13 protein-coding genes are annotated in these 14,765 nt (G+C 35.2%); 4 read left to right on the top strand and 9 right to left on the bottom strand.

The window, feature by feature from the left end; all coding sequences use genetic code 11:
• Positions 1-62: 62 nt before the first annotated feature.
• Entirely contained in the window at positions 63-533 is a 471-nt protein-coding gene (locus tag H0X48_03180) for a hypothetical protein (protein MBA3954292.1), read from the bottom strand.
• A 97-nt stretch (positions 534-630) separates the two neighbouring features.
• Here H0X48_03180 and H0X48_03185 point away from each other — a divergent pair, with 97 nt between their 5' ends.
• Entirely contained in the window at positions 631-1,377 is a 747-nt protein-coding gene (locus tag H0X48_03185) for a hypothetical protein (protein MBA3954293.1), read from the top strand.
• Positions 1,378-1,458: 81 nt separating this feature from the next.
• Here the strand turns inward: H0X48_03185 and metG are convergent, their stop codons facing one another.
• Positions 1,459-3,414: a methionine--tRNA ligase gene (gene metG, locus H0X48_03190; protein ID MBA3954294.1), complete on the bottom strand. Its 1,956-nt coding sequence runs from the start codon at positions 3,412-3,414 to the stop codon at positions 1,459-1,461.
• Between the two features lie 174 nt (positions 3,415-3,588).
• Here metG and H0X48_03195 point away from each other — a divergent pair, with 174 nt between their 5' ends.
• Positions 3,589-4,476, top strand: a complete 888-nt coding sequence (locus H0X48_03195) for a hypothetical protein (protein ID MBA3954295.1) — start codon at positions 3,589-3,591, stop codon at positions 4,474-4,476.
• A 33-nt stretch (positions 4,477-4,509) separates the two neighbouring features.
• Here H0X48_03195 and H0X48_03200 read toward each other — a convergent pair whose 3' ends face one another.
• Positions 4,510-4,686 (bottom strand): hypothetical protein, encoded by a 177-nt coding sequence (locus tag H0X48_03200; protein MBA3954296.1) that lies wholly within the window; start codon positions 4,684-4,686, stop codon positions 4,510-4,512.
• A gap of 319 nt (positions 4,687-5,005) precedes the next feature.
• Between H0X48_03200 and H0X48_03205 the strand changes: the two genes are divergently transcribed.
• A complete protein-coding gene (locus H0X48_03205) occupies positions 5,006-6,250 on the top strand; it encodes a hypothetical protein (protein MBA3954297.1) in 1,245 nt (414 codons plus the stop codon).
• A 45-nt stretch (positions 6,251-6,295) separates the two neighbouring features.
• Positions 6,296-7,297: a hypothetical protein gene (locus H0X48_03210; protein MBA3954298.1), complete on the top strand. Its 1,002-nt coding sequence runs from the start codon at positions 6,296-6,298 to the stop codon at positions 7,295-7,297.
• A 55-nt stretch (positions 7,298-7,352) separates the two neighbouring features.
• Here H0X48_03210 and H0X48_03215 read toward each other — a convergent pair whose 3' ends face one another.
• The 6 genes from H0X48_03215 to H0X48_03240 all read right to left on the bottom strand — a co-directional run.
• Positions 7,353-8,462 (bottom strand): spermidine/putrescine ABC transporter substrate-binding protein, encoded by a 1,110-nt coding sequence (locus tag H0X48_03215; protein MBA3954299.1) that lies wholly within the window; start codon positions 8,460-8,462, stop codon positions 7,353-7,355.
• Positions 8,463-8,464: 2 nt separating this feature from the next.
• Positions 8,465-9,253 carry an ABC transporter permease gene (locus tag H0X48_03220; protein MBA3954300.1) on the bottom strand — a complete coding sequence of 263 codons (789 nt, stop codon included), beginning with the start codon at positions 9,251-9,253 and terminating at the stop codon, positions 8,465-8,467.
• 18 nt (positions 9,254-9,271) lie between these two features.
• On the bottom strand, positions 9,272-10,129 hold the full coding sequence (locus tag H0X48_03225) for an ABC transporter permease (protein ID MBA3954301.1): 858 nt from the start codon (positions 10,127-10,129) through the stop codon (positions 9,272-9,274).
• Between the two features lie 5 nt (positions 10,130-10,134).
• Positions 10,135-11,226, bottom strand: coding sequence for an ABC transporter ATP-binding protein (locus H0X48_03230; protein MBA3954302.1), 1,092 nt, complete (start codon positions 11,224-11,226; stop codon positions 10,135-10,137).
• Positions 11,223-11,990 carry a hypothetical protein gene (locus H0X48_03235; protein ID MBA3954303.1) on the bottom strand — a complete coding sequence of 256 codons (768 nt, stop codon included), beginning with the start codon at positions 11,988-11,990 and terminating at the stop codon, positions 11,223-11,225. Before H0X48_03235 ends, H0X48_03230 begins: the two co-directional genes overlap by 4 nt.
• Before the next feature lie 115 nt (positions 11,991-12,105).
• Positions 12,106-14,765: BamA/TamA family outer membrane protein (locus tag H0X48_03240; GenBank protein ID MBA3954304.1), on the bottom strand; the 2,660-nt coding region annotated here is incomplete at its 5' end.

Genomic DNA, 14,765 nt, shown 5'->3' on the forward strand with positions numbered 1-14,765 from the left:
AGCTTATTCTTCCATTATTCTTTTTTTAACTATAGAGTCACTACAGCTTATATTAAAAGAATTTAAGCTGTTTTGTCGAGCTTCTTTTGACTATAACTATGAGCTAACCTACAATAAGCTCTTTCAACTACCTGGGGTTTAAAATAACAAAAACCAGCTACAACATATAATAGAGAACTAACAGTAGCGGCTTGATAGCTAGTAGAAGATGTAAGTTCTGTAACGTGTGTGATATAATCACCGTTAGGGTCTCGTATTAATTTAGTAGAAGTACCAATAATCTCATTATATGTGTGATAACTAAAATAAGTAGTTATCAAAGCACTAGCTAGTGAGCATACACCAACAAGTTTTATTTTATTTTTACGCTCTTCACTTTCAAGGGCAGCTTTTCTTTGCTCTTGATCTAAAACAGTAATCTGATTAAACTGCGTAGTCTCTACGATTTTAGGTATCTGTTCGCTATTGGCATTAATACTACATGGATATACCATAGCTAAAGTTATTATACTAAAGAGCATTATTTGTTTCATAAGTAGGCCTTTATAAACGTGTGTGTTATAATTATTTGGTATTTCAGTATAACTTAATTAACTGTAAATTAAAGGTTTACTACATAGGATTCTCAATATGGCAAATAAACACAATCGCTTAAGCTCATTGATATATTTTTCATTACCTTCAGTTATTCTAAGCTCTATCTTCTGGGGATTTAGCATGCAATTATCTAACAATTACAACACTCCTATCTCTGGCACCATTATTATCCTTAACGGCCCCTCAGCATCAGGCAAATCGTCATTACAAAAAAAACTCCAAGAGTTATACGCTGAGCTTTATTTAAAAGTAGGCATCGATGACCTTTTTGTTAACTTGTTACCTGCTCGCTATATTACCAGTCCTGTTCCTCATCAAACACCTGAAACTATGGTTATGAAAGGAACTTCATCGAAAGACAGCGAAGGCAATCCAGTTTTTAGCCTTGAAATAGGGACTCTTGGTCAAAAAGCAATAGCTGGAATGCATGCAGCTATAGGAGCTTATGCCCGTGCGGGGAACAATGTTATTGTTGATTATATTTTGTATTATCCAGAATGGACAGCGCAATTAGTACATAATTTACGGGGCCTACGCGTATACATGATTGGCATTAAGCCAACATTGTCAGCAATTGAGCAACGTGAAAAGTCACGAGGTACCACGCCACTGGGGCATGCGCGTAGCCATTATGCTACTGTGCATCAAGGTATGATCTATGATCTTGAGCTTGATACAACTGCTATGACCGTTGAGCAAGCAGCGCTAAAAGTTCAAGAATTTATTAAAAATAATTCAGAACCAAAAGCATTTAAAGCACTAAGCGAAAAAGCCGCTTAAGTAAAATTAGCATAAAGAGTCTCGATTACGTAACATCTATCATGTGGAGTGCTTATGTGATCGAGACTCTTTTATTGTATACTATTTTAAACGTGTTCCATTAGGTACTGAGTATTCTACTGTAGCACGTGTTAATTTTTTTTCAGCATTTTCTGCAAGCAGCATCATACCTTGGGATTCGTTACCCATAAGTTTACGCGGCTCGAGATTGTACACAAATATACTCTGTTTATTGAGTAATTCTTCAGGCGTAAAATGTTGTCTAATACCTGAAAGTATTTGGCGTATACCATACGAGCCAAAATTAACTTGTAGTTTATAAAGCTTATCTGATTTTGCTACCTCTTCACACTGCTCAATAGTGCCTATAAGTAACATAATTTTAGCAAAGTCATCTATAGTAATAGAATTTACCGCTGGTAGCTCTACTGCAAGAGGCTGCACTGGTGTAGCTGTTTCTTGTTGCTCAGTAGCTATTTTTTCAGGCTGATGTTTTTCAAACAAATTATCAATTTTATGTAACATAAATTTTTTATTCCAAGGGTTAGAGGTTAAATCTGCTACCATATCGTTACCAGGCGCTAAAGTTACACCAATACTGGTTAATAACTCGGCCATTTTGTTTGGTAGCACAGGAGACAATAAAATACCAATGGCTTCTAAGCTATGGCAGGTAGCTGAAAGTATTTGCTCAAAGCGCGCTCTATCAGTTTTAATAACCTTCCACGGCTCTTGTTCATGAAAGTAACCATTTACGTCATTAATAAACTTCCATAAACTATTAAGAGCACGATAAAAATACCCTTCTTGCATATCTAGAGCAAACAACTCAAGCATGCTATAACAACTAGCACGCAAGGCAAGTTCTTTAGTATCCCAACTTTGCGGTGCGTTTACTTTATAAGCATCAAATTTATGTGCTAATGTTACCATACGGTTAAGCAAGTTACCCAGATCGTTAGCTAAATCGGAAGTGATACGTTGCTCCAGATCTTCAATACTAAATTCAGCATCTTGTGTAATTGCCATATGACGCGTTAGATAATACCGTATAGGCTCGGCACCATACGTATCAAGAAGCACCTGTGGATCAACTGCATTACCTAATGATTTAGACATTTTTTGATTATTGACTTTAATCCAGCCATGTACCAGTAATTTTTTAGGCAATTCTAATCCTGAAGCCATTAAAAAAGCTGGCCAATAGACCGCATGAAAACGCACTATATCTTTGCCCATTACTTGCATATCAGCTGGCCACCAATACGTAAGCTCTTCTTGACGTGCTGGATTACCATATCCTATAGCAGTAATATAATTATTAAGCGCATCAGCCCACACATAGGTTACATGCTTGGTATCTTCAGGAAAAGGGATACCCCAGCTTACGGTAGTACGAGAAATACTTAAATCTCTCAGACCGCCTTTTACAAAGCTGATTACTTCGTTAAAACGCTCACGTGGTGTAATAAAATCAGGGTTCTCTTTATAAAATTTGAGTAATTTATCTTGATACTCTGATAACTTAAAAAAATACGATTCCTCTGAAACTGCTGCAGTTGCACGACTACATGAAGGGCAAACCGGCTCTTGCTCATTCTCTTGTAATGAAGCATCTTTTTCAGTTACAAATGTTTCGCATGGCGTACAATAATAACCGGTATAATAAGATTTATAAATAGCACCGCTTTCTTGTAACCTTTTGAGCCATTCTTGCACTGCTTTAACATGAGCTGTATCAGTAGTTCTTATAAACTCGTTATACTCAATTTCGTATTTATGCCACATGTCTTTATAGTTATCGATAAAACTATCGACAAATTCTTGTGGCTGTTTACCAGCCTTAGCTGCAGCTTCAGCTACCTTTTGGCCATGCTCATCAGTTCCTGTTAAAAAAAAGGTGTTATAACCACGCAGCTTATGCCAACGAGCAGCTACATCAGCAAGTAAAGTAGAATACAGTGAGCCTAAATGAGGCTTAGCAGTCACATAATAAATAGGCGTCGTTACATAAAATTTTTTCTTTGAATCAATCATAAACCACATATAGAGTAAAAGTGAAAATCTTATTTTGCATAGTATTAGCATAGCAGAATGGAGCTTTTTTGTTAATGCGCTAGCATTACCGAGCTTATGAATTGCCAAAATTTTAATTAAGGTTACAATTATATTAAATAACTTATACTTAATAATTTTCACTTAAGAAAAATAATGATAAAAAAATATAGTGCACTTGCTCTTTTTGCTTTTGGCAGCCTTTATGCTGGTGGTAATATTACAGATGTTATATCCTCAACTAATAATCATACACCTATTTCAAAACTGGACCTTATAAGTGCTGTTAGTGTAGCAAATCTTAGCAAAATAAATGACTTACTAGCATCTGGGTTAGATTTAAAAGAGTTAGAAAGTTATTTGTTCTCCGTTATAATTGACAAGTGTATACATGTGTTTAAGACGCCATTAGATACTATTATAGTAGCGCTAGAATGTTTATCAGACAAAGGCCTTCAAATAGATAAATGTTTATTGCCTCATGGGTGTATATTTATAATACATGAAATTTTATTGAAAGCATCAGAAGGCAAGAAAACAAAACTATGCCATGACTTACTTACTTCTTTATTAGCTAACGTTAATAACCGTTTGTTTTATTGCGTATTACAAAAAACTAATCCCAACCTTATTCATCAAATACTTAATGTAGCACTCAGCGTAGGCTACTTAAAATCTGTTATTTTACTGTGCTCATTACTAGATTCTAAAGCCTATAGCACTCTGTTTGCTAATACACTCTTAAATCAAACCCCTATACCCAACAAAACACGTATTTTTATTATTAATGTACTCAATAAAAATCTTGATTACGCACTTTCTGAGTATAGCTCACAACAAAATCGTCGCAAGCAATATAAAAAATATCTTGAGCATAATAGAGCAACTTTAACAAAAATTTTAAAGTGGTCAGAAAGGCTTAATGATTCCAACTTAGTTCAGCACATTGTTGAGTTAAGTTTACCTAGTAAGCCTCTCTATATTCAAAAAATGCCAGAACTTGTAAACCAAATAAATTTGGACTGCGTAATTCTGGGTATTTAAATTGAACGTACAATTAAAAGACAAAAGGCATACTTAGTTAAGCCTTTGCTGTAAGCCAGTCTGTTTATTTATTTTTATGCGAAAGTTGCACTTGTAAACCCAAAACACCAAATAGCGTTGTGATATTATTCCAACGGGGGTTGCCTTAGCTGAAAGCATACGATACAGATTTTGTCTACTTAGTTGTGCTTCTTGTGCTATAGCAGACATATCACCACCTTGCGCTTTTAATACATTTTTGAGAGCTAACAGCAAAACCCGCGGATCTGGGTCAACCAACGCTTCATTAAGATAACTTCAATGTCCATAAGCCAATTGCAACTTATATGAGACACTCTGTCAATAGTGGCGCTGTACGCTCTTTACATTACGCATAAAACACAGAGATCTATTTATCAATAAATAATATATTGGTTGATAAAATTTTAATTATTGCTATAATTATTTAATATAATATAAATTTAGCGTTTTATATTCAGGAAAAATAATTTAAAAGTTTAATTTAATAAAAAGTCAAAGAAAGCATATCATGGAAAAAGCATATTTTTTGTTTAGCCTACTTCTTACTAGTAGTCTTTATGCTAGCTATAAAGAATCTGAGTATGATCAAGATACCGTACAAGAAAAGCTCTATAATCCTTTTAGTCTGCAGGCTCTTTGTCTTAGTACACTAGCAAAAAATATAAATAGCTCTTCACCCCAGTTAAATCTTCTAGCGCAATCACCAGAATTACAAGAACAACTTAGGCTTCCTACTCAAGCTGATCGTAAGGCCGCAGACAGCAATCATGTTGAAATTGCTGAATTATTGATAAAACATGGTGCTGATGAAATAAATAAAGCAGGCAATCAAGCTATCGCCTCTGGCCATATTGATATAGTAAAGCTTTTTATGGAATACGGTTTTCAAATTAAATCTGAGCATCTAATAATTGCTGCTTCTGGATACTGTAGTACGGACAAAGCTCTACCAATGCTAGAATTCTTACTTAGTTATGACTTAGATATAAACTATGAAAACTATCGCAATGAGGGGGCTTTATATGCGGCGACATATGATTTGCAGCGTAAAGATAGCTACCCAGTTGCAAAATTCCTTCTTGATAGAAATGCTCTGCCTAACGGAATTAGTGGTTTAAGTTACGATGCCTTATCCAATTCAATTTCAAAACAAGACACACAAACAGCATTGTTGCTACTTGATAGAGGAGCTAAAAATAGATTAGCAGGTTATGCAGATTATTATAGTAGATCACCTTTAGCCCTTGCACTTAAATATAACAATATACAACTTATAGAACGGCTTTTAGCTTCTGGATTTAATGGAGAAAAGCTAAATGATCATCGTCATGAAGAACTTGTGTTAAATGCGTTAAGAGAGAATAAAATAGACCTAGCTTGCGTTTTTCTTAAACATAAAAAAATAGTCAGCTATAAGTCACCTGAAGAGATCTTAAAAGAAAATATAGATAAAAACAGTTTGAGACTCACTGCATGTATCTGCCAACATCTTGATCAAAATGCTATCAATAATCTTCGTTTAAGGTTACCACATTATATTTATACAGATAAGAAATATAATGCATTAGCACTTTTTATAACAGATATGCATGAAAGTAATTTTTTGTTTGCTGTAGCTCAGTATAAATCTAGATTAGCGCGCAATAGACAAAAGGTTACAAAAATGCTGCAAGCAAGTGGCCAAATAACCGATCCAAATGTTATTAACAGCATAGTTTGGCTAACTTTACCTAATGAGTTAAGTGATTTTTAAATAACATTACTTTAACAAAAAATTATATACCTACCTGGAAATACTATGCAAAAGATTTTATATGCACTTATGATGCTTATCCCCTGGACAATTAATGGTCAGTTTAGTCAAGCTGAAAAGAATGCTCTTGAAACAACAAATCAAAAACTTCAACCTACAAGAGATTTAATAAAAAAGCACTATAAAATGGACTACAAAGGATTTTATAAATATACTGCTCTCGTGGAAGATTTTATTATAAAAGAATGCAAAGACATGCGGCCTTTTGCTCTTTCCTGGTTTTGTAGTGATCTACTTATAGATGCCATTAGATATGGTTCTTTAGAAACGGTTATGCTTTTGGTAGATAAATACCATGCAGAAATAGAAGTGAATTATAGCGTTGCTATAGCTCTGGCAGAAGAGTCAGGCGATAAAAAGCTTATTGACTTTTTATATTCTAAAATGTTTCATCATCAGCCTTTTCTTAAAGAGAGATTAATGCATGCTCTTGAAAATAATAACATGGAAAGATTTAAAACTATAATAACACTCTATCGTGTACACCCTTATACGCAACAACCTGTAAGTATTAAAGAACTAGGTATTTTGCACTATAATAGCATTACAGCAGTATCAGCTATTTTATTTTACTGCAAGCCCACAAAAGAGGAACTTACTCAAGTAGCTGATACTATAGAAAATTGCAGTTCACCCTGTACTCAAGATATGTTTATACAAACCACACTAAAAAGTAGTCTTTATAAAGCAATTGAAAAATACAGTCGCAATCTTTTAAAAAAACGAGCTCAGGTAATTAATTTACTTAAAGAAAAAACTGAACAGTATAGCCTTAGTGTAAGCATACAAAATGCTATTGCCAACTATGTTGTTCCAAACCATTTAGACAGTGCTGCACTTACTGCTTTTGAACAACATAAAAACGCTATTGTTAAAAAACGGGCTCAAGCTGTTGCTCTATTACAAAGCTCCACTCCAGAACTCGATCATAATATATGTCATTACATAGCACTACTAACAGTACCTACCAAATTAATAATTGGCTAACTTATATTTTATATAGTACCTGGAGCGTAAGCTACTAAAGCTTTTTACTCTTAATTTAAGATTTTACCGTTACCCACAGATCTTGAAGAGTTTGCGGTGTTATAGGTGCTTTAAAGTAATCGTACCTAAAAAAGTCAAACTGTTTAAATTCTTCAGGTGATAAGGTAAGCAGCTTGCGTACAGAGTCAGTTAATTGTAATCGAGGTAAAACGTCTGTAGTTACAGGAAAAAAAGCAAACGTCTTAAACTGATGTTCTACTGTTTCAGGTTTGTACATAAAGTTTATAAACTTATATACCAAATCTTGTTTAGTGGTACCTACAGGCAATGCTAGACTTTCTACAGTTACCAAAGAACCCTCTTTGGGAACTATAAAATCTATATTGGTATACTCTTTCATACTACGCCAGATATAAGAACTTGAAGCAACTGCTACTTGAGCATTTTTGGTAACAATCATATAGTCAGCCCTAAAGTCAGCATATGCCTCAACCCACTTTTTTTGTGTAAGCAGAAGAGCTTTTATTTGCTCAAGCTTAGCCTGATCTATATCGTTAAGCGACTGGAACAAATAAAATGCCGCGAGCGGTATAGCAACAAGTGGATCGTTAATCATAACTATTTTAGACTTAATAAGAGACTTATCAAAAACAAGCCCCCACGTGGCCTGAGACGCGTCTTGAGAATTAATGCCCGCCTTATCTATACCTAAACCAAAAACTGCCCACTCAAAGGGTATAGAGTAGTTATTTTCTGGATCAAAGTAATGGTTAAGCAACGTTTTATTTAAAGCAGAATAAAAATCAAGTTTAGATTTATCAATTTTTTGTAGCAAATTTTCGCGACGTAGTACATTAACGGTATAATCACTTGGTACAATAAGATCGTAGCCCCTGCCGCCTGTGGCTTTAAGTTTAACTAACAGTTCTTCGTTGCTTTCATAATAACTAAAATTAACTTTTATGCCCGTCTCTTTTTCAAATTTTGCAATATACTGGGTATCAAAAAGACCTGACCAAGAGAACACGTTAATTGATTGTGCTTGCAAGCGCCATGAAAGCAGAGTCGGTAAATAGAGAAAAAGCACTATAAGACCGACCCAACAGGCGAGCATTAAAATACGTATAAACACTGTTTTGTTAGTCTGTTGTTGTGGTAGTAGCATAGTTAAAATATTTTCGTTCGAGCATTAAAAGAGCAAAAGATTATTACAAGTAAACTGGTCAAAGCAAGAAGCACTGTAGAGAGCGCGTTAACAACAGGAGATACTCCTGAACGGATCATACTAAAAATATACAAAGAAAGCGTTTGAGCTTCACTTCCTGCACAAAAAAATGAAAGTAAAAAATCGTCAAACGACAAAATAAATACAAGAAGGCCACCCGCTATTAAAGCAGGCTTAAGTAACGGTAAAGTAATTTTAAAAAACGTTTGTGTTTGAGTTGCACCTAAATCAAGCGATGACTCTACTATACGATTATCAAGCTCTACAAAACGTGTATACACAATAGGTACCGCGTATCCTAAGCCGAGTACTGTATGAGCTACAATAAGCGTAGGGATACCTAACGGCACTGAAAACATAGAAAGCAAACTCAAAAGACCCACTGCTAATACTATTTCTGGTATTATAACGTTACCATAAAAAAGTGTAAGAAATCTTGAAAGATTATTGCCCATAACATGATAGTAAATCAACCCAACTGACATCGCAAGGCTTAAAAATGTTGCCGATAGTGATACAATAAGCGAATTAGAGAAAGCATGCCAGATTTCTGAAGACGAAAAAAGATCATAATACCATTTAAGCGAAAAACCACTCCACGGAGCGGGAAATGAAGCATTATTAAAAGAAAAAACCACCAGTATAATAATAGGTATATATAAAAGAAGATACATACTGGTTATAAAAGCAGTAAAACCTACTTGGCCCAGCCAGCGTCTTTTTAATTCCATACTGATACCTCTTTTTATCTATACTATTTTAAAAAATTTGCGTACAAGAGCTGCGGCAACTAGTATAAAAACTATAAGCACTACACAGCTTACCACAGTAAAAGCAGCACCTGAGGCTAGCGTCTGATTACCTAAAATATAGTGTGCTATCACACTACCAGCAAACATCTGTTTTTCACCACCCATTAGTCCTGGAATAGCAAATTCACCAAAAGAAGGTACAAAAACTAAAAAGAATCCTGAGCGAACACCACTAAAGGCAAGTGGCAATATAACACGAATCCATGTCTGCCACGTAGTAGCTCCCAAATCATAGGATGCTTCAACAATCTTTCTATCAACTTTTTCTAGTATAGAATAAATAGGGAGCACCATAAAAGGTAAATAACAATAAACCATAACAAGAAGTATAGCACCTAATGAGTTTAAAAAATGGAATGGCGCACCTATAAGACCTACTTTTTGTAGAAAAGTATTAAGAAAGCCATTACGCTCAAGTACAAAAAACCAAGCATATACATGCAGTAAAAAGTTTGTCCAAAAAGGCAAAATCAGTAAAAAGAAAAAGAAGTTTTTAAATCCCTTAGCTTTAAACGATAAAAAGTAAGCCACAGGGAACCCTACACAAAAGCAGATTGCCACGTTAGCAAGAGCTAATGCTAATGATTTAGCAAGTATAATCCCATAGGTAGTTTTAATAAAGGGAGCATAATGAGCAAGAGTAAAGCCTGTCCATGCCCCTGTAGAAGAAAACTGTAAAACACTTAACATACCTATAAAAACAAGCGGCACATAAAAAAAGAGCACTTGCCACAACAGAGCAATACTTCCTACAAAAAAAGGCATTTGCCGAGCTATAAGACTTTTAATACGCATGCCACTTATCTTTCTAATAATACGACGTTTTCTTTTTGCCAATATAAGTATACATGGCTGTCATAATCTATAACTTCTTGAGGAAAATGTTCTTCGTTTTGTTGAAATACTTGTATAAGCTCTTGATTTTTTACTCGTACATTATACTGAGTTGAACGGCCGTGATATACAATCGATTCAACTATACCCTCAAGCATATTAGAAAAGTCTGGCGTTACTTTAGTAGTTATATAAATTTTTTCTGGACGTAGACTCATAACAGTTTTATGCCCTTCTACCATCCAAGAACGCAGTTTAGGAATATAGACTTCAAAATTACCTAATTGTGGAATTTCTATTGTTGTCGTATCACTGTCAACATGTAGAATTCCCTGTAATATATTAGTTGTACCGACAAAGCGTGCAACAAAAGAAGATACAGGAAACTCATAAATATCCTTAGGTGCCCCTATCTGCTCAATTTCACCATTATGATTCATAATAGCCATTTGATCTGCTACCGTAAGCGCTTCAAGCTGATCATGAGTAACGTAAATAAAGGTAGTTTTAAGCTTATCTTGGATTTCTATAAGTTCTATAAGTAACCGTTCTCGTAATTTAAAATCAAGCGCAGCAAGCGGTTCGTCAAGTAAAAGCACTTGAGGTTCATTAACAATAGCACGAGCTAATGCTACACGTTGCTGTTGCCCACCAGAAAGTTGCCCTATTTCTTTGTAAATATGACTCTCTAAATGGACAGTTTTAAGCATCTTTATAACTTTATGCTCAATAATATCTTTTGGTACTTTTTTGAGTGTTAAACTATAAGCTACGTTTTCAAAAACATTAAGATGAGGAAACAAAGCATAATTTTGGAACACCGTATTAATGCGACGCTCGTTTATAGGTACATGAGTAATATCTTGATTTCCTAAATATATGGCGCCACTATCAACGGTTTCAAAACCACCAATTAAACGCAGTAGCGTAGTTTTACCACTACCGCTTGGGCCAAGTAAAGCAAAAAATTTGCCTGATGGAATAGTAAGGTTAATTTTATCTAATATTACTTCACCATTAAATGACTTAGTAACATTTTCAATACGTATGCTTCTCATCTTTTCTTAACGCCTGCAAAGTACATAGGAACAATTACATCTGAGAATGTACAAGGGATAACAATAGCTACCACTAAAAATAAAAACACATAGCCCATTTGTGGATACCAATTTTCAAATCCATGAGACACCATATAAAACAATGAGGCTAAAGAACTAATTAAGATATGCACAAAATGAGATCCTAAAGAGAACACGCGTAACATTGATGAATGGTGACTACGTAGTACCATACCATTTAAAACACCAATTGCCAAGAAAGGAAGCACATTATGCAGCTCTCTATGAAAACAGATATGTAATTCCATATCAACACCCAAAAGGCGACCTGCCAAATAGGGTAATAACACGTCAGATAACATACAAAATATGGCTGGTGATATAATGCCTACAAGTAATGCTTTACTAATACTACGTGAAAATCGGGAAAACGTTATTACCGTACCCGTAGCTGCAAAAAGAATATGTAAAAAGTGAAAGCTATGAAAAAGAATATGATAGCCTGAAACTGAGCAGGCACTATGATCATGCGCTGCATGACTATGAGCTGCTGTTTGAGCAGCAGAAGTATAATCCAAAAGACTTAATACAATCATACCTAAAGCAACAGAAAATATTGCATACGGCAAATGATGTAGCAATTCTTCTTTAAAGCTATGGCCATGATGATGATGATCACCATGCTCATGATTATGATCGTGGCTATGATCGTGTGGCACTTCTGCGGGAGTAATCTGTGTTAAAATACGGTCTGTGTGTTGCATAGTTTTATTTATTGGTAATAGTTGTCAGAAAAATAGTATCCCTTTGAATATAATGTTTTTTAAAAATAAATCAAAAGATGGCAGTTTTTTAGAGCTCTTTTTGGCTCTCTATTTGTTAGAACGAATGGCCAAAAGTTAGAAACCAGGCATAGCGCCTTTCGTGCTCATACGTCTTATGCCATTTCCAGCCAATATCAAAACGCACAGGTCCAATAGGTGTTTCATAACGTATACCAAAACCGGTTGCAGCTACACCGTTTTTAAATAAATCGGTAATCTTGTCTTGAGCAAGAGCACCTACATCATTAAAGAGAACGCCACTCAATTTTTGATACAAAGGAAAGCGTAACTCAGTGGTAAAATCTATCATAGATTTACCGCCCACAGGAATCCAGCAACGCTCATGAGAGTTAAGAGCGTAATCTGCCAGTGGTGGCACCATGTCATAATAGTAACCACGCAGTGAATTAGGGCCACCTAAATAAAACCGTTCTGTAGGAGTAAGCGTATTAAAAGAGTTGTTAAATATGTGGCCAAAGCGCAACCTACTTGCCCCAATAAGCGATTTATACAAAGGTCGAATATACGACTGCTCAAAAGAAAATTTTAGAAAATAATAGTTATAATAGTTGAGCGGCAACACAGCTTTAGCACTTAGACGTGTAAATAATCCTGATCCAGGGTTAACTTTATCGTCTAGTTTATTGATAATAAGCGACGGCTCGATAAATAAACAAGCTATTCTTTTATCAATTAAAGCAGGCTTAAAATTGATAGTATGTGCTAGATCATGAGCAACATCAAAAAGCTTAACACATTCAAAACCTGTTGAAAGAGCAGTTTGATAGCCATTGTATTTTTTATTAAAGTCTAACGCTACTCCTTCACGAGATTCTTTATATAATGTTTGTCGCGATCGTGCTATAACGGGCTGCGCATAGCAACTACTATAAGCTCTGACGGTAGTATTAATAGGGTACTTACCAATCCACGGCATCTCATAAGAGAGCGCTATATCACGTGTATAACGTGTCAAATCAACATCAAAATAGAGTAGACCTGCTTTTTGAGCCGGGTTTTTCCATACTAATGAGCCGCCCAATTTATAGGTTGTACCATTTAAAGACAACAGATTCTTACTTGTTTGCTGTAATCCTAAACGCGTCCTTACTTCAAAGGGATCGTCTTCTATGCAGGTAAGTACCATAGTTTTACTTGGTTCAGGAGTAGCTATATCATGAGGTACTAAAGAAACTGATTGAAATATACGAAGCTCTTTAAGACGCTTAATAGTTTGATCTATTTTTTCTTTATCAAACAGATCACCTTCTTTATAAAAAAGTTCTCTGCGAAAAATCTCAGGATCTATTTTAGTACTTCCGGTAATAATAGTTTTTCCAAATACACTTGGTGTTTGAACACTTGTTATATGCCATCTAAGCTCTATACCGTCTTGATGAGTGATAAATTCAGGTTTTACTGATGCATAATAAAAACCCTGTTTTTTTAAATACTTAAGCAACCACCGACGCTGCTCCTGTACAAGATAAATATTAAAAGGCTTGGCATTACCAGAAGTGTACTCAACAAAAGGTTCCTGACTTGCAAGCTCCTGAAAATTATTAAAGCTAATTTTTTTTAAGGTACGCTGTAACCCTTCATTGATAGTTATTACAAGTTCATAGCTGCCTGGTGTTTCTAACAGTACATAGTCTTGCTTAAGCACCGTAAAATCCCAAAACCCTTTTTGTATATAGTCGTCGCCCAATCTATCTAATGCTATTTTTAAAGCATCTGCATCAAAAAAAGGTAACTTGTAAAAATTTCTAAAAAATTCTTTTGCAAGCTCGGTAGAGTTACAAGAGACAACTCCTTTAAAAGATACTGCAGGCACCTGTACACGCTCCTGCTCTTTGATAACAAATAAAAACCGATCAGGCTCTTCTTTCCATTCAACGGAGCTCCGCCAAAAACCCTTTTTTTTATATAAAGCGCGTATATCTTCTGCAAGCAATGCTGGAGGAATTAAAAAAGCTGAAGAACCGCTGGCTAGTAACTCTTCAAGCAACTGGTGGCTAGTAAAAAAGTGGTTACCAAAAAAGACAAATCGTTTGTACTCAGAAAGCATTACTGTATACTTAATGCGCACTGTACGATTCTTTTTGTTAGGGACAGTTATATAGTCAACTTTAGGATTCAAAAATCCTTTACGCCCCAAATACAACTTTATACGATCTGTTTGTTCTTGTAATAATTGCTGATCACAATGAGCATCTGCGAGCTCAGTTTGAACAAGCTCAATTATTTTTTGTTGAAGCTTTTTAATTTCTTGTTCTGTTTTCTGTTTACATGAAACTATTACCGCTATAGTACCAACAGTAAAATGCTCAGTTTTGTCAACGTACAGTGTTACTTTAACTGTTTTAGTTTCTTTGTCATAGGCAATAACATCGGCAACTTCAGCCTCTAAGTAACCCTGATTTTTAAGCTCTTGTTGTATTTTAACCAGCGACTGTTGATGCTTTGCTATATCAAACAGTTCACCACCTTCAAGAGCATAGTACTGCTCGTAGCGATCTTTGCCAACTAGGGAGCCCTTAAAACATACTTTAGAAAATGTCCAAGAAGCTTTGAGGGTAAAAGTAAGCGTAACTCCATCAACAGTATTTGTCGGTTCAGACAGGCTAAGTATAAGAGTATCAAACTTATTTTTTCTTTTAAGGTGCCAACAAGCACGCTTAAGATCCTGGCAGCTGATAACTGAGTTTTCCGCTA

This window comes from Candidatus Dependentiae bacterium (assembly GCA_013821315.1).
Lineage (GTDB): Bacteria > Babelota > Babeliae > Babelales > Babelaceae > JACDHA01.